Source organism: Pantoea sp. B9002 (assembly GCF_013385945.1).
Classification (GTDB): domain Bacteria; phylum Pseudomonadota; class Gammaproteobacteria; order Enterobacterales; family Enterobacteriaceae; genus Pantoea.
Genome location: NZ_JACAPA010000014.1, coordinates 25,016 through 40,788, shown reverse-complemented (window position 1 = coordinate 40,788; position 15,773 = coordinate 25,016). Strand labels below are relative to the sequence as shown.

The following is a 15,773-nucleotide window of genomic DNA, read 5'->3' as shown; positions in this document are numbered from 1 at the left end:
GAGTAGGGAACTGCCAGGCATTAAATAAGTGAAGAAGCCCCGAACGAAAGTTCGGGGCTTTTTTACGTCTGCACATAGCGGATTGAAGCCAGTAGATGGCTGAATTTACATGAAAATCAGCAAGAAATTGCACTAAAAACTCCGCGGCAGTCACATTTTGTACTCCAGGAATAGAGACAATTCCCGCAACCACTTAATAGATGCTTTACTGAATCCTTTGGCGCTAATTCTTCGCAAGGAAAAGAGGTAAGCATGACTGACTCACAACAACAAAAAGTAGCACTATCGGAAACGGCAGCCGACAGTAAAAAGCGCATCTGGGCGATTGTCGGGGCATCATCCGGCAACTTAGTCGAATGGTTCGATTTCTACGTCTACTCCTTCTTCTCACTCTATTTTGCCCACGTATTCTTCCCAAGCGGTGATACCACCACCCAATTGCTGCAAACAGCTGGCGTCTTCGCAGCTGGTTTTCTGATGCGTCCGATCGGTGGATGGTTATTTGGCTACATTGCCGATCGTCACGGCCGCAAAGCCTCTATGTTGATCTCAGTGTGCATGATGTGTCTGGGATCATTAGTGATCGCTTGCCTCCCTGGCTACAGCGAAATTGGCCTGGCCGCGCCTGTCATTCTTCTGCTGGCGCGTATGTTTCAGGGATTATCGGTTGGTGGGGAATACGGTACCAGCGCCACCTATATGAGCGAAGTGGCACTGGAAGGACGAAAAGGATTTTATGCCTCTTTCCAGTATGTGACGCTCATCGGCGGCCAACTATTAGCGGTGCTGACCGTTGTAGTCTTGCAGCAAATCCTCAGTGATGAAGAACTTCGCAGCTGGGGATGGCGTATCCCGTTCTTCCTCGGGGCGGTGCTGGCTGTGGTGGCATTGTGGTTGCGTCATTCACTCAACGAAACCTCAGAGAAAAAACACCGTGAACATCGTGACGCCGGCAGCATTACTGGATTACTGCGTAATCACACCCGTGCATTTCTGATGGTGCTGGGCTTTACCGCTGGCGGTTCGCTAAGCTTCTATACCTTCACCACCTACATGCAAAAATATCTGGTGAATACTGCCGGGATGGATGCGCGCAGTGCCAGTGGATTAATGACCGGTTGCTTATTGGTATTCATGTTGATTCAGCCGATAGTTGGCGCACTGTCAGATAAAATTGGTCGTCGCGCTTCAATGATGATTTTTGGCGCCGGGGCAGCAATCTGTACGGTTCCGATTCTGCTGCTGCTGCAAAATGTGCAAAGCAGTTGGCTGGCATTTGCCTTGATCATGCTGGCGCTGATCATCACCAGTTTCTACACCGCTATCAGTGGCATCCTGAAAGCAGAGATGTTCCCGCCGGAAGTCCGTGCGCTGGGCGTTGGGCTTTCCTATGCGGTGGCGAATGCTATTTTTGGTGGTTCGGCAGAATACGTAGCCTTGCTGCTGAAAAGGGAAGGTATTGAAACCAGCTTCTTCTGGTATGTTTCGGCGATGGGCGCTTTAGCATTCCTGGTATCGCTGTTGCTGCATCGCAAAGGGAAGGGGATTGCGCTGTAGTTACTGACTGAGATTCCACAGTGCGATACCGCTGGCGGCACCGGCGACATCCCAGCTAAGATCTTTCCAACTCCAGCCGCTCCCCGCTGAGCGGCTGTCATATAACTCTTTCCCCACACCAAAACTCAACGAGAAAAGAAAGCCGAAACGCAAATTCTGCCCGCGGCTGTGATTTTGATGCTGAGATATCTCGCTACCTGCGGCAGCCAGAACAGCAGAAGAGAAGTAGTGTTGCGCTTTGTCTTTGCCGGTCCATTTATCATCGGCGACATGCGCACATCCACTACACAGCAAAACCACGCAGAGGATAGGCGCACGCATCGGCTAGAGCAGACGGCTAATCAAGCGATCGATACGAATACGGCGCAGGCGACGAATCAGCTTACGAACCTTCGCCGGATAATCGGAGATACTTTCCAGCTCGCGATAATGCTGCACCACGGAAGTATGCTCACGAATCAGCGCCAGCTCTTTTTCGCGCTGCTCGGCCAATTGATTGAGCGGATCGTGAATCAGCACCGCATTTTCCAGATCCAGTCGCCACGCGCGAGGATTGAGGTTATTACCGGTAATCATCATCCATTCGTCATCCACCCAAATGCCTTTCAGGTGATAACTGTTCTCGCCATCTTTCCACAAGCGCACCGTCAGCTGACCGTTATTCACGTAATACTGCAAACGGCTGAGGAAGCGACGCAGGTTAATCTCATAGAGATAAGGCAGCGCCCCGATAATCTTAAACGGCTGTTCTGGCGGGATGTAGAAATCATTGGCCGTTTTGTCGCCAATGATGATTTCAACCTCTTTACCCTGACGCAGTAAATGAATCAGGTTACGCACCAGAATGGCAGGCAGGTTGAAATAGGGTGTACACAGCGTCAGCTTGCGCTCGGCGCAGGGCATCAAATGGAAAATGGTTTTGTTCAGCAGGCTGCGTTTGCCCAGGCCAACCAGCGGCGTGACGGCAAGGGATTCATTATCTGCATTGCCGGTAAACTGATAGTTAAAGCTGCGCAGCTCCTGACGGAACTGACGCGTTTCGTTTTTGATTTCCGGGCTGGAAGGGCGCTCAGTTTTATCGAGGCGGTTAACCGCATCGGAATCCTTGAGATTTTCGCAGATCCACGCATACATGGTATCGGTAAGCTGTGGATTGCGGATCAGCTGATAGCGGTCATAACGGTATTTATCATGCTGATGCAGATAGACATCGTTCAGGCTCGCGCCGCTGTAGAGCAGCGTATCATCAATGATAAACCCTTTCAGATGCAGCACGCCGAGTGCTTCGCGGGTGTTAACCGGAATGCCGTAAACCGGAATAGCGATATCCGGATGCTGAGCAGCCATTTCGCAATACCAGTCAGCATTGGTCACGCCGCGGGCGGCGCCAATGCGACCACGCTGCGCACGATGCCAGTCAACCAGAATACAGACATCCAGCTCCGGACGTGCCTGACGCGCTGCGTACAGCGCCTGCATTATTCCCCGACCGCCGTCATCATTCTCCAGATACAGCGCGGTGATACAGATACGCTTTTCTGCTGCGGCAATTTTCGTCAGCAGGGTTTCGCGAAACTCGGCAGGCGAGTAAAGCGTCGTCAGATCCGACACGGATTGTGACAGTTTAGGCAGCTGTGCGAGGTGTTGTTGGTGTTTATTACGTTTAAATTTAGACAACATCACAGTGCACTTCTTCTCTGTTCATTGCATGGCCTTTTGCCATCAAATCATGATCCTAACGGTAAATAATACCATCAACCGGCCTGTAGAGGAGGAATTTTACCTTTCTGTACAGGTTAGCTGATGACATCACCGAGCGGCAAATTCAGGCTGACAATGCCATCATCCAGTTGAATATTCACGCGAAAATTAAGTTTTCGCGCCAGCGTAATCATGCCGCTATTGTTTGGCATGGTGATACCGTTCAATTGTTGCAGGCCATGATCGCGCGTATAGCGAATCATCTTCTCCAGCAAGCGCCTGCCCATGCCCAAGCCTTTCAGGTCAGATCGCACCAGCACGGAGAATTCAGCATCGATATTATCGGCATCGGAGATCGCACGCGTTACGCCAATGATCTCGTCGACGCCGCTGTGCTGGCGCACAGCAACAATCGCCATTTCGCGGTCATAATCGATTTGCGTCATATTCGCCAAATCTTCATGAGTAAATTCATTGATTTCACTGAAGTAACGATAGTAGAGATCTTCTTTCGTTACCTGGGCGATAAAGGCGCGCAGCTGCGGTTCATCTTCAGGCAGGATCGGGCGGAACAGGCAATATTGCCCATCTTTCAGCTGCACCTGCTCTTCAAGGTGATGCGGATAAGGGCGAATCGCCAGCCGTGTTTCATTATCACCGTTGAAAGGCGCTAACTGCAGCGTGACATCCAGCAGCGTGAATTCATCGGCCGATGCCAGCAGCGGATGAATATCCAGGCGCTGAATCTCCGGACAATCGACCACCAGGTTTGAAACCTGCACTAAAAGCTGGCTAAGCCCTGTGATATCCAGCGGTCGCAACGCGCTTCGGCTGCGCACTTTGCCGCTCTTCATCGCCTGAATCACCAGATAGCGCGCCAGCGTCATATTCAGCGGCGGCAAAGCCACGGCGGCTTGCTTGTCAGGCTGCCACTCCACGCCGCCTTCGCCCAGAAGAATAATGGGACCAAACAGCGGATCCTGTTCGACCACCACACGCAGCTCCTGCGCTCCGGCGCGATTCGCCATACTCTGTACCAGCAAGCCATCAATATGCGCCTGTGGATGGGTTTCGCGCACGCGATCGAAAATGGCTTCGGCCGCTTGTTCTACTTCTGCGGCGCTGCGCAGATACAACATTACGCCTTGTACCTCGGACTTGTGCGGAATATCCGGCGAACGCAGCTTGAGTGCGACCGGATAACCAATCTGATCGGCGATGCTGGCAGCCGCGGCGCTGTCGCTGGCAATCCAGGTGGGCAGCGTCGCCAGGCCGTAAGCCTGCAACACCGGCTGCACTTCATGGGTATCCAGCGTGGTGATGCCTTTATCCAGCGCTTGCTGAATTAGCTGATGCGCCTGCGCGCTGTTCTGCGTCAAACCGATCGGCAGCGCGGGCGTCTCACGCAGCTGTTTCTGGTTGCGGCGATATTCCACCTGATGCATGAAGGCGGTAACGGTGCCTTCCGGCGTGCGCCAGGTAGGAATGCCAGCCTGAGTAAACGCGCGCCGCGCGCTCTGCGAGGAGTATTCGCCACACCAGTTCGTCAGCAGCGTGACCTGCTTGCCACGCGGATGTTTGGCAACCGCAGCGATAATCTGCTCGGCGGTTTCGCTCGAAGGTGAAACGGCGCTTGGCGCATGAATGATCATCAGTGCATCGAGTTCATGGCTATCCAGCAGCCGTTCAATGCAGGCGACATAGCGCGCTGGAGTCGCGTCATCTTTCAAATCCAGCGGATTGCCGCGACCAACGCCTTCCGGCAGCAGTGTGGCCAGCGCTTGCAACGTCTCGTCACTTAGCGTCGCCAGCTTACCGTTGCGCGCATACAGTTCATCCAGGGCCAGCGCCGCCGGGGCCGCGCCGTTGCTGATGATCATCAGTCGATCGCCGCGTAAGGGGCGCATATGGCTCAGTGACTCAACCGCCGTAAACAGCTCGTGCGTATCCTGTACGCGCAGTAAACCGGCGCGCTGAATCGCCGCATCCCAGGCAGCATCCAATCCGCTGTGGGTACCGATCATCGCCTGCGCCTGATGGCTGCGACCACTTTTTATCACCAGTATCGGTTTATTGCGTGAGGCGCTGCGTGAAGCGGAAACAAAGCGACGCGCATCGCTGAGGTGTTCGAGGTAGAGCAGAATGGCGCTGGTTTTACCGTCGCGCGCGAGGAAATCCAGCAGATCATCAACGTCGATATCCAGGCTATCACCCAAGGCGATAAACCAGGAGAAGCCGAGGTTACGCTGCTGCGCCCAGTCGAGAATGGTGTTAGAGACCGCAGCGGATTGCGAAATAAAAGCAATGCGACCTTTAGCAATCGGCACCGGCGAGAAGCTGGCATTCAACCCTTGCCACGGCGCCAGCAAACCTAAGCTGTTAGGACCAAGCAGGCGAATTTGCCACTGACTGGCGCAGGCTTTCAGCTCTTCCAACTGGCTGGACGGCGCCGAGAGAATAATGCAGGCCTTACAGCCTTTTTCGCCCAGTTGTTGCAGCAGTTCGAGATTACGTTTGGCGTGGGTACAGATGATGGCGAGATCGGGCGCAAAGGGCAGGCTGGCGATATCCGGCCAGGCCAGCACGCCGCTCACCGCTTTATATTTCGGCGTCACCGGCAATACCGGACCACTAAATCCACCGGCCAGCAGGTTACGCATCATAAAGTAGCCGGCGCGCCCCGGTGTAATTGACGCACCGATTACCGCGATTGATTTAGGTCGTAACAGCGCTTCCAGTCCGCGTTGGCTCATCATCCGCTCCTGCAATCAAGATTGGCATGATTGTAAACGCTTTTTAGCGCGCTTGCCGATTCGCCGATCGCAGGCTGAGGATCTCTTTCAAATCCCAGCGTTTTAAATGGCCGACATACTGCATATTTTGCTGCGCCTGCCAGGCAGAGACATCACCGTCACGTAAATGCAGCAAATCCGCCGGGCTCACCCAATTAGCTTGTCCCTGCAACAGTTCAATACCTGCGTGGCGATAGCCCGCCAGTACAAATTCGGAGCAGAAGAAGCGATTGGCTTGCGGATCATCAATATCAGCCAACTGCACGCGGGCCATTGCGGTCAGGCAGGCACTGCGAACCTCTTCATTAACCAGCGGCAGTTCACACAAGCGGCGTGACACCATAAACGGCATAAACATTACGATGCCCTTGAAGTTGTACTTTTTGCCTTGCTGTAAAGCGGCAAACTCACGCAAGCGCAGCATCTGATCGCTGGTCATGCCCGGCACGCGTAGCACCAGCAGATTGTTGCTTTCATCTATAGCATGATTCAGCGGAATGATTTTAACACCACTACCCACCGCTTCCGCGACCTGTTCATCACCAAGATAAATCGCTGCATGGCTTACGCCGGTCAGGGTAAACAGGCGAATGCCCCAGGATTGAGGTGACGTGGCCGATGAGAGCAACAGATCGCCGGGCAACAAGTCGCTGGATGAAATCAGGATAGTAGGGCGCGTGCTGGCAGATTGCAGCTGCGGTGGAAAAGCGCGGTCGGGTTGCGGGGCGGTGCTGCAGCCGGTGAGCAGCAGCATCAGCAGCCATAAGATTTTCATCGTGCATCCTTTGCAAGTAAGGCCAACTCCGTGGCGATGCGCGACTATAAATCAAATTAGCAGGTTACAAAAGAAGCAAATCCTTAAAGGACATTTTCGAGGCTATGCACCGGATGATGCGGTTTCCCCGCCAGATAAGCATGACGGAAGCGGGCGAAATAGTGCTGCAATTCCGCGGCGGCGGCGAGATCGCCGGCCTGTTCCAGCAGCGCGGCAGCGACTTCGGCGGTGCAGTGCTGGCCTTCGCCGTGGGCTTCCCGCAGCGTGTAGCGCGATGGCGCAGAAACGTTGAGCGACATCACCGGCAACGCATCCAGCCACGGACTTTTGCGGAACATCTTGCGCGCTTCAGTCCATGTGCCGTCGAGCATAATAAACAGCGGCGGTTTACCGGTGAGCGGCGGGCTGGTAAGCACTTCGCGATCGGCATCTGCGTAAGACGCAGGGAAAACCACCAGCGGCTGATAATGCTCGTTCTTCACCGCCGCCAGCAGCGCGGCATCCGGCTCGGTGCGTGACCAGCCAAACGCCTCGGTGTCCGGCAGCACATCGGCGATTAATCTTCCGGTATTGCTCGGCTTCATCGGCTCGGTATCGAACATCACCAGACAGAAGCGACTGCGCGCTTGCTGAGGCTGGATGGTGGCGCACAGACAGTTTTTCTGCGGCAGCAGGCAGCGTTGGCAACGAACAACACGATTACCACGCGCAAGAAACGGGCGCGTGGCGCGCGCTAAACGTTGCGCACGTAAACGCAGAACGGCATTTTCAAACATAGATTCGCAGGCAGGATAAAAAACGCCAGTGTAATGGAATTAGCCGGGAAAGGTAATAAGGAAGGCCAGCACGCGGCTGGCCATCAGCGGTTTACAGCGATTCGTCGAGCCACTCGTTGAAGGGCGCTTTGGGCATTGCGCCATTCAGCATGTCGACCATCTCGCCGTTCTTGAACAGCATAATAGTAGGAATGCTGCGAATGCGGAAACGCGAGCTAAGCGCAGGTTCGGCTTCGGTATTCACTTTCACGAAGCGCACCTTGCCGCGACGCTCGTCGGCGACATCTTTAAACACCGGTGCGAAGTTAACGCACGGACCGCACCACGGCGCCCAGAAGTCGATCACTACCGGCAGATCGTCTTGCAGATACTTATCCAGCGTGGCTGCCGTCGCGTTGGCGATTTCACCGTTAAATAGCTCGCCGCCGCAACGGCCACATTTTGCTCCATCGGCAATGCGCGACTCGGGCACGCGGTTGGTTGCCTGACAGGAGGCACAAACTGTATTCATATTTACCTCAACCCGGACCTGTAAATCTGATGATTGCCGGACATTATGAAAAGGTTGAGTGCTATGCTCAATCTGGATTGCCCAATAGGTTCAATAGTTGATAGCTAAGCACCGACACATCAGGTAATCTTCGCGCTCTCAATGCTGGAGGAACAGATGAACGACGAATTTAAAGGCAAAAGCGGCAAGGTAAAAGTGATGTACGTACGTGATGAGGAGGGTGGTCAAAAGCCGAATCCCCGTACCGGCAAAGGCGGCCGTCCTGCTGCGCGCCAGGAAGATAATCGTCGTTCTGGTCCTCGCAGCGGTGCACGTAATAATGAAGAAGGTGGCCGTAGCGGCGCACGCAGCTCGGCACCGCGCGGTGCGAGTAATACCGAACGCGGTCGCAGCTTTGGTCGTCGTGACGATCGTGGTGACGACAACCGCAGCTTCGGTGATTCGCCGTGGCGCACCGTTTCTCGTCCGCCGGTCGCGGATGATAGCCAACTGGATGATGCCGCGAACAAGCCGGTCATCGATCCCGAGCAGATTCGCCGTCAGCGTCAGGAAGAGACACGCGTCTACGGTGAAAATGCCTGTCAGGCGCTGTTCCTGAGCCGTCCGGAAAGCATCGTGCGCGCCTGGTTTATTCAGAGCGTAACACCGCGTTTCCGTGAAACTCTGCGCTGGCTGGCGGCCAACCGCAAAGCCTATCACGTGGTAGAAGATGCTGAGCTGACCAAAGCTTCAGGTACTGAACACCACGGTGGCGTGTGTTTCATCATCAAAAAACGCATGGGCATGCCGGTTACCGAGTGGCTGACAAAGGCACCGACCAAAGATTGCGTGCTGGCGCTGGAAGATGTCAGCAACCCGCACAACCTTGGCGGCATTATGCGTAGCTGCGCGCACTTCGGTGTGAAAGGTTTGCTGGTGAATGATGCTTCGCTGCTGGAGTCAGGTGCGGCAGTACGTACCGCCGAAGGTGGCGCTGAGCACGTACAGGCGATCAGCGGCGAAAGTTTTGCCGATGGTCTGGAAGCGTTCCGTAAAGCGGGTTACACCATCGTTACTACCTCAAGCCACGAAGGCACACCGCTGGCGAAAGCTGAGCTGCCTGCCAAAATGGTGCTGGTGTTAGGTCAGGAGAGCGAAGGTCTGTCAGACAGCGCTTTCCAGCAGGGCGATCTCAGCCTGTCGATTGGTGGCACCGGCAACGTTGAAAGCCTCAACGTGTCAGTAGCGACCGGTATTCTGCTCGCCGAATGGTGGCGTCAGAACGCATAAAAAAACGGGCCGCAAGGCCCGTTTTTGTTTGTATCGCTTAGTGAGCGCCACCGCCGCCACTGCCCGCACCAAATGGTGGACGCGCAAACCACACCAGCACCAGCAAGATCAAGAACACTCCCGCCGATGCCCAGAAGATCTCATTCGCCGAGATAATCAGACCCTGATTGGTAATTTGCTGCGCGATATACGCCGAGGCCTGCTGCTGGGTCATGCCCATGCTTTGCAGCTGGTCGTACATCTGCTGTGAATTGACGTTGTACGGATTCACCGACTCCGACAAATAACTGTGATGCATCGATTCACGGTTACTCCACATGGTGGTGGTGATCGAGGTACCGATGGAACCCGCCAGCGTACGCACGAAGTTCGACAGGCTCGATGCCGCCGCCATACGTTCTGGCGGTAAGCCTGACAGCGTAATGGTGGTGAGCGGCATAAAGAAGCACGCTACCGCAAAGCCCTGAATAAACTGCGGCCACGCCGATGCACCAAAATCCATCCCCGGTTCAAACGTGTAGGCGCGCCAATAGAAACAGACGGCATACATGATGAAGCTGAAAGTCACCAGCTTACGCATATCCAGCTTGTGCGCGAAGCGGCCAATGATCGGCGACAGGATCACCGGCAGAATCCCTACCGGTGCCGACGCCAATCCGGCCCAGGTGGCGGTGTAGCCATATACCTCCTGTAACAGCTGCGGCAGTAACACTATTGAGCCGAAGTAGAGCATATAGGCCAGGCTGATCGACAAACAGCCGATGGTGAAGTTGCGCATTTTGAACAACGACAAATCGACGATCGGATGGTCGTCGGTGAGCTCCCACACCAGCAACACCAGCAGCGCCACCACGGCAACCACCATCAGCACAATGATCTCGGTTGAGCTGAACCAGTCGAGCTCTTTACCGCGATCCAGCATCACCTGCAGCGAGCCAATTCCCACCACCAGCAGCACTAAGCCGACCATATCGATCGGGCGGATTTCGGTCTTGGTTTCACGTCCGCGCAGCGTTTGCAGCGTCAGCAACACCACCACCAAGCCAATCGGCACGTTGATGAAGAAGATCCAGCCCCAGTGATAGTTATCGCTGATCCAGCCGCCGAGAATCGGACCGCAGATCGGCGCCACAATCACCGTCATCGCCCACAGCGAAAGCGCCACGCTGCGTTTCGCCGGCGGATAGTTGTTCAGCAGCAAACTTTGCGACAGCGGAATCAGCGGACCGGCAACCACGCCCTGAATGACGCGGAAGAAGATCAGCATCTCGAGGCTTTCGGACATGCCGCAAGCCCATGACGCCAGCACAAACAGGATGGTCGACCAGGTAAACAGTTTCACTTCACCGATGCGCTTCGCCAGCCAACCGGTAATCGGAATCGAGATGGCGTTTGCCACCCCGAAAGAGGTAATGACCCATGTGCCCTGCGAGTTCGAAGCACCGAGGTTACCGGCGATGGTCGGAATCGCCACGTTAGCGATGGTGGAGTCGAGTACCTGCATAAACGTCGCCAGCGACAGGGCGATGGTCATCAAGACTAACGGCGCACCTTCAAGCGGTTTTTGTGCCATAACAGCCTCCCGCGGCGTTAGTCAGCGTTGGCACGAACGATGTCAGTAATCAGCTGGTTAACCGGCGCGAGGTCGATTGCCAACGCATTACTTTCATACGCGGCTTGCGAACGCGCGGCACTGGCCAGCGTGGCGCCATCTTTGTTCTGCGTGTCCACTTTCACCAGCGTGGAGAGGCCGATGCGCAGCGGATGTTCCGCCACTTGTTTCGGATCCAGCTCGATACGCACCGGCAGACGCTGAACCACTTTGATCCAGTTACCGGTGGCGTTCTGTGCAGGCAGCAGCGAGAAGGCGCTACCGGTACCCATATCCAGACCCACCACTTTGCCGTGATACTCCACGTCGTCGCCGTAGATATCGCTGATCACCGTGGCCGATTGGCCGATACGCACACCCGCAAGCTGCGTCTCTTTGAAGTTCGCGTCGATCCACAGATTAGTGGACGGCACCACCGCCAGCAGCGGCGTGGTGGTGGAGATTTGCGAGCCAACCTGTACGCTGCGACGTGAAATGAAGCCATCAATCGGGCTACGGATTTCAGTACGCTGCAGCGCCAGCCAGGCATCGCGCAACTCAGCCGCACTCTGCTGCACCGCCGGCTGTTTTTCCAGCGAGGTGTTCAGAATCATCGCCTGGTTAGCGTTGTATTGCTGCACCGCTACATCCAGCTGCGCTTTGGCTGTCGCCACGGCATCACGCGAGTGTTGCAGCTCTTCGCGGCCAATCAGATTAGACGCGCCCAGCGGCTCGCGGCGTTTCAGGTCAGCTTCGGCCTGTTCCAGCGCGGTTTGCTGCAGCTTAATGGTGGCTTGATACTGCTTGCCATTGATCATCAGCTGGTGGGTTTGACGCACGCTGGTGGCCAACGCGGTCTGCGCTTTTTCAAACGCCTGCTCGGCATCGGTTTTATCCAGCGACACCAGGACGTCGCCTTTCTTCACCACGTCGGTGTTATCAAACCACACTTTGTTTACGCTGCCGGAAACCTGCGCCATCACCTGCACCTGGTTACCCGCCACGTACGCATCATCGGTTTCCTGGAAGTGACGCAGCACCAGATACCAGTAAGCCAGATACGAAACACCAATAATTACAAACACGATAGCCAGCAGGATCAGCACACCTTTGCGCTTCTTCTTTTTATTCGCTGGCTGTTGCGGGCTTTGAGCTTCCGCTGTCGCACTCATGTCGTTCTCCACGTTTTCCATTTAGTCGGGATGTGCCGATCCTTCAACACGGTTGCCCGAGTCAAAAAAGCCAGCACTTAAGCGCTGGCCGGACAAAAGGGGATTAAAATAGCGATTTCGGAAGGTGATTGTGTCGCACTTCTTGCTATTAGCGCGACAGGGAAGCGATAACCTGATCTTCGTCCATTTTATCGAGACGGTTAAGTAACTTACGGGTAATCGATTCCAGCTGATCCTGCTCGTTAGTGGAGAGCGAAGACCACAGGTATTGCAGGCTCTGATGCTGCGGTGGCAGCAGCTGACGCAGGAATTCATTGCCTTTTTCGGTCAAATGCAGATGCAGGCAGCGACGGTCGTTCTCGCTTTCACGGCGTTCGATCCAGCCGCGCTTCTCCAGCTCATCAGCGATACGCGTGGCATTGGTGCGTGAAGAGCCGAGGGCAGAACTCAGTTCTGAAGGCTGAATGCTCTGATTTTCCTGCGCATCAAGGGTAATCAGCGCCATGAATAAGGTTTCGTTAATTCCCTGCGCCTTCAACATTTTGTTGCGATTATCCAGCAGTTTACCCTGCATGTGCATGCACAAGCGGGTCAGAATGATCTCCTGCAGCGGAAAATCTTTATGGCGGTTAGCACGGATGTTTAGCATCTGTTCAATGGGAGTAAACGAACTTTCCATTTTAAAAAAACCTCTTAGTTGCAACTGGTATAGTAATGATGGTGACAGATTAAGCGTAGTCACAATTTCCGCAGGTGATTGTTAGCACGATCACATAGTCAACATCTGACATTCCAGGTTGTTCCTTAACCCTGGGCATTTTGCCCTGACATCCCACCTGATCATGCAGGCAGCCGATGCCATCAATTCATTTCGAGAAACCTTTTTACAGATAAATAATTTCGCGAGAAAAAATAACTCTGGTGAATAACTGCGCTGCTAACCATAACAAACCCAATCATTAATGAATAGTATTGCTCAGCGGTTTAGGACCATCTTTACGATTTCTAAACACTTTTCGCGCGCAGCTTGTCCACATAAATCAATGTGTTGATTAACATGATCTTAACAACGCCCGCGCGGATGCGACACCAGCTAAAATGATGGAATTCGATCGCCAAACGGGAAGCAGTCATTGCGCGCAGATAAGAGAGATAATCATTTGTGGGTAATAGTAACCGAAAAAATTATTTCAATGGTGTGTTAATTAACAGGACGTACCAGTGCGCTATAGCGCACGCTTCGGTTATCGGGTGAAGTGAAAGGTTACAGCGGCTACTTATCCGTAGCGGCGCAATGTATTGCGCAAAGTGGTTTTGGTGGATTTATCGCAACAAAAACGGCGCTATAAATCGCGCCGCCACAATACCAACGCTAATGTAAACGCGTTACTTCGCTGCCGCCAGTGCGTCCTGAATCCACTTATCGAATTCCGCCTGGTGACCTTTGATCCAGCCATCAACGTGGCCATTAATATCGGCTTCAGAAGCATGGCCCGCATGCATCGCCGCATTCTCGGCGTTGATGTCGCCAATCGGCAGCTTCATCTCAGCAAACAGTTTTGCCGCGGCCGGATTTTTCTCGGTCCAGGCTTTGTTGGCGACGATATGCATGGTGTTCACCGGGAAACCGTAGTTAGCCCCGTTCGCCAGCTTGGTATCGACTTTGCTCTGCTCGCCCGGCAGTGAAGAGAACGGCACCTGCAGCCATACTACATCTTTACCCGGCTTCAGCACGTCGCTGACCCAATACGGCGTCCAGGTGTAATAGAACACCGGTTTGCCCTGCTTAAAGCGGGTGATGGTATCGGCGATCATCGCCGAGTAGTTGCCCTGATTGTGCTCCACGGTGTTGCTCAGCTTGTAGGCATCAATCTGGTGATTAATCACCGCTTCACAGCCCCAGCCTGGCGTACAGCCGGTCAAATCCGCTTTGCCATCGCCATTGGTATCAAACAGTTTGGCGATCTTTGGATCTTTCAGCTGCTCGATATTGGTGATGTGATACTGCTCGGCGGTTTTCTTATCGATCAGGTAACCCTGCGCAGCACCACCGACGTAAGTGCCCTGGCGATAAAACTTCGCATCGCCGCCCGCGGCTTTGTACATATCGTCGTGCAGCGGTTTCCAGTTGGTGGCAATAAAGGTGGCATCACCGGCTGCGATGGTGGTGTACGCCACGTTGTAATCAATCTCGCTTGGCTTCTCAACGGTATAGCCGAGTTTCTCCAGCGCACGGCTCACCAGCAGCGTCTGGAAAGTCTCTTCAGAGATGGTGCTCTGCGTCGGTTTAACGGTGATGCCTTTACCAGGCAGGTCGGCGGCGGACACGTGCGTCGCGGCGAACGTCGTCAGGACGGCGGCGATGAGAGCTGTCTTGCGCATAGTCATTCCTTATTTTACGTGTTACGTCGGAGACGGGCGGCCGCAGCGGACCGCCCATTGAAATCAGGCTTTTTTACTGAAAGGGCGCATCAGCAGACCGAGCGGGCCGGTGCTGTACCAGTGACGGCTGCCACGGCTACGGCTGTCGCGGCCCATCGACTGCGTTAGGCGATCGAGGATAATGGCGAGAATCACGATGCCCACGCCGCCGACGGTTGCGAGGCCCATATCCAGGCGACCAATGCCGCGCAGCACCATCTGACCGAGACCGCCAACCGCGATCATCGAGGCGATCACCACCATCGACAGCGCCAGCATCAGCGTCTGGTTTACGCCGGCCATGATGGTCGGCATCGCCAGCGGCAGCTGCACTTTGAACAGCATCTGGCGCGGGCTGGCACCGAAGGATTCGCTCGCTTCAATCAGATCGGCTGGCACCTGCTTAATGCCCAGAATGGTGAGGCGCACAATTGGCGGCAGCGCAAAGATAATGGTCACCACCACGCCCGGCACGTTGCCGATACCAAACAGCATGACGATCGGCACCAGATAGACGAAGGCCGGCGTGGTCTGCATCGCATCCAGCAGCGGACGAATAATGCGCGCGGCACGTTCACTGCGCGCCAGCCAGATGCCGAGCGGCAAGCCAATAATGATGCAGAACAGCAGGGCGGTCAGCACCAGCGCCAGCGTCACCATCGCCTGCGACCAGGCACCAATCGCGCCAATCGCAATCAGCGAGACCAGTGTGGCAATGCCCATCGCCGGGCTGGCAATCTGCCAGGCGATCAGCGCGAACACCACAATCGCCACCGGCGCGGGCATGCCGAGCAGTAACTGCTGGAAGGCGCTGAGGATGTAATCCACCGGCACGCGAATGCCTTGAAACACCGGACGGAAATGGCTGACCACCCAATCGATGCCTTCAGTCACCCAGCTATCAAGGGGAATCCAGGTTTTATGGAACGGGTCCATGATGTTGAAATGCTCCGGCGCGGGAGCGGGCGCGCTGCTCAGCCAGTCGCTGCTGCTACTGGCTGCACCGCTGGCGGCATCGTGGCCACCGCTGCTGGCGGCGGACGGATCGCCCCATGCATCGGCGCTGCCCGAGCTGCTATCCGCAGGCGCGGCACTGCCGCTCGCCCAGGGATCGCTACTGCTGGCGGCGGCGCTGGTATCGGTTGTGGCAGGTTGCTGGGTGGTTTGGCTGGCGCTTTCCCACGGATTCGCTGTTTGTTCGCTCATGA

At 55.0% G+C, this 15,773-nt stretch carries 13 protein-coding genes; 2 read left to right on the top strand and 11 right to left on the bottom strand.

Annotated features, from left to right (window positions below):
- Positions 1-252: 252 nt before the first annotated feature.
- A complete protein-coding gene (locus tag HX773_RS10665; RefSeq protein ID WP_176971485.1) occupies positions 253-1,557 on the top strand; it encodes an MFS family transporter in 1,305 nt (434 codons plus the stop codon).
- On the opposite strand, the gene HX773_RS10660 is transcribed toward HX773_RS10665, so the two are convergent.
- The 6 genes from HX773_RS10660 to trxC all read right to left on the bottom strand — a co-directional run bounded on the left by HX773_RS10660 (position 1,558) and on the right by trxC (position 8,112).
- On the bottom strand, positions 1,558-1,878 hold the full coding sequence (locus HX773_RS10660) for a YfiM family lipoprotein (RefSeq protein ID WP_176971484.1): 321 nt from the start codon (positions 1,876-1,878) through the stop codon (positions 1,558-1,560).
- A gap of 3 nt (positions 1,879-1,881) precedes the next feature.
- Complete coding sequence (pssA, locus tag HX773_RS10655; protein ID WP_176971483.1) at positions 1,882-3,237, bottom strand: CDP-diacylglycerol--serine O-phosphatidyltransferase; 1,356 nt, start codon at positions 3,235-3,237, stop codon at positions 1,882-1,884.
- 116 nt (positions 3,238-3,353) lie between these two features.
- A complete protein-coding gene (locus tag HX773_RS10650) occupies positions 3,354-6,011 on the bottom strand; it encodes a bifunctional acetate--CoA ligase family protein/GNAT family N-acetyltransferase (RefSeq protein ID WP_176971482.1) in 2,658 nt (885 codons plus the stop codon).
- Between the two features lie 43 nt (positions 6,012-6,054).
- Entirely contained in the window at positions 6,055-6,825 is a 771-nt protein-coding gene (locus tag HX773_RS10645; RefSeq protein WP_176971481.1) for a YaeF family permuted papain-like enzyme, read from the bottom strand.
- A gap of 83 nt (positions 6,826-6,908) precedes the next feature.
- On the bottom strand, positions 6,909-7,601 hold the full coding sequence (locus tag HX773_RS10640; protein ID WP_176971480.1) for a tRNA-uridine aminocarboxypropyltransferase: 693 nt from the start codon (positions 7,599-7,601) through the stop codon (positions 6,909-6,911).
- A 91-nt stretch (positions 7,602-7,692) separates the two neighbouring features.
- A complete protein-coding gene (trxC, locus tag HX773_RS10635) occupies positions 7,693-8,112 on the bottom strand; it encodes a thioredoxin TrxC (RefSeq protein WP_008101648.1) in 420 nt (139 codons plus the stop codon).
- Between the two features lie 156 nt (positions 8,113-8,268).
- Between trxC and HX773_RS10630 the strand changes: the two genes are divergently transcribed.
- On the top strand, positions 8,269-9,381 hold the full coding sequence (locus tag HX773_RS10630) for a tRNA/rRNA methyltransferase (RefSeq protein ID WP_176971479.1): 1,113 nt from the start codon (positions 8,269-8,271) through the stop codon (positions 9,379-9,381).
- A 37-nt stretch (positions 9,382-9,418) separates the two neighbouring features.
- Here the strand turns inward: HX773_RS10630 and emrB are convergent, their stop codons facing one another.
- From emrB to proW, 5 genes are all read right to left on the bottom strand, one after another.
- Positions 9,419-10,954, bottom strand: coding sequence for a multidrug efflux MFS transporter permease subunit EmrB (gene emrB / locus HX773_RS10625; RefSeq protein WP_176971478.1), 1,536 nt, complete (start codon positions 10,952-10,954; stop codon positions 9,419-9,421).
- A 17-nt stretch (positions 10,955-10,971) separates the two neighbouring features.
- Positions 10,972-12,144, bottom strand: coding sequence for a multidrug efflux MFS transporter periplasmic adaptor subunit EmrA (emrA, locus tag HX773_RS10620; protein WP_176971477.1), 1,173 nt, complete (start codon positions 12,142-12,144; stop codon positions 10,972-10,974).
- Positions 12,145-12,292: 148 nt separating this feature from the next.
- Positions 12,293-12,823: a transcriptional repressor MprA gene (gene mprA / locus HX773_RS10615; protein WP_008101638.1), complete on the bottom strand. Its 531-nt coding sequence runs from the start codon at positions 12,821-12,823 to the stop codon at positions 12,293-12,295.
- 707 nt (positions 12,824-13,530) lie between these two features.
- Positions 13,531-14,526 (bottom strand): glycine betaine/L-proline ABC transporter substrate-binding protein ProX, encoded by a 996-nt coding sequence (gene proX, locus HX773_RS10610; RefSeq protein WP_008101636.1) that lies wholly within the window; start codon positions 14,524-14,526, stop codon positions 13,531-13,533.
- A 63-nt stretch (positions 14,527-14,589) separates the two neighbouring features.
- A complete protein-coding gene (proW, locus tag HX773_RS10605) occupies positions 14,590-15,771 on the bottom strand; it encodes a glycine betaine/L-proline ABC transporter permease ProW (protein WP_176971476.1) in 1,182 nt (393 codons plus the stop codon).
- Positions 15,772-15,773 lie beyond the last annotated feature (2 nt).

Coding starts and splice junctions, on each gene's coding strand:
- HX773_RS10665 (WP_176971485.1), top strand. CDS start 253: ATGACTGACTCACAACAACAAAAAGTAGCACTATCGGAAACGGCAGCC.
- HX773_RS10660 (WP_176971484.1), bottom strand. CDS start 1,878: ATGCGTGCGCCTATCCTCTGCGTGGTTTTGCTGTGTAGTGGATGTGCG.
- pssA (WP_176971483.1), bottom strand. CDS start 3,237: ATGTTGTCTAAATTTAAACGTAATAAACACCAACAACACCTCGCACAG.
- HX773_RS10650 (WP_176971482.1), bottom strand. CDS start 6,011: ATGAGCCAACGCGGACTGGAAGCGCTGTTACGACCTAAATCAATCGCG.
- HX773_RS10645 (WP_176971481.1), bottom strand. CDS start 6,825: ATGAAAATCTTATGGCTGCTGATGCTGCTGCTCACCGGCTGCAGCACC.
- HX773_RS10640 (WP_176971480.1), bottom strand. CDS start 7,601: ATGTTTGAAAATGCCGTTCTGCGTTTACGTGCGCAACGTTTAGCGCGC.
- trxC (WP_008101648.1), bottom strand. CDS start 8,112: ATGAATACAGTTTGTGCCTCCTGTCAGGCAACCAACCGCGTGCCCGAG.
- HX773_RS10630 (WP_176971479.1), top strand. CDS start 8,269: ATGAACGACGAATTTAAAGGCAAAAGCGGCAAGGTAAAAGTGATGTAC.
- emrB (WP_176971478.1), bottom strand. CDS start 10,954: ATGGCACAAAAACCGCTTGAAGGTGCGCCGTTAGTCTTGATGACCATC.
- emrA (WP_176971477.1), bottom strand. CDS start 12,144: ATGAGTGCGACAGCGGAAGCTCAAAGCCCGCAACAGCCAGCGAATAAA.
- mprA (WP_008101638.1), bottom strand. CDS start 12,823: ATGGAAAGTTCGTTTACTCCCATTGAACAGATGCTAAACATCCGTGCT.
- proX (WP_008101636.1), bottom strand. CDS start 14,526: ATGCGCAAGACAGCTCTCATCGCCGCCGTCCTGACGACGTTCGCCGCG.
- proW (WP_176971476.1), bottom strand. CDS start 15,771: ATGAGCGAACAAACAGCGAATCCGTGGGAAAGCGCCAGCCAAACCACC.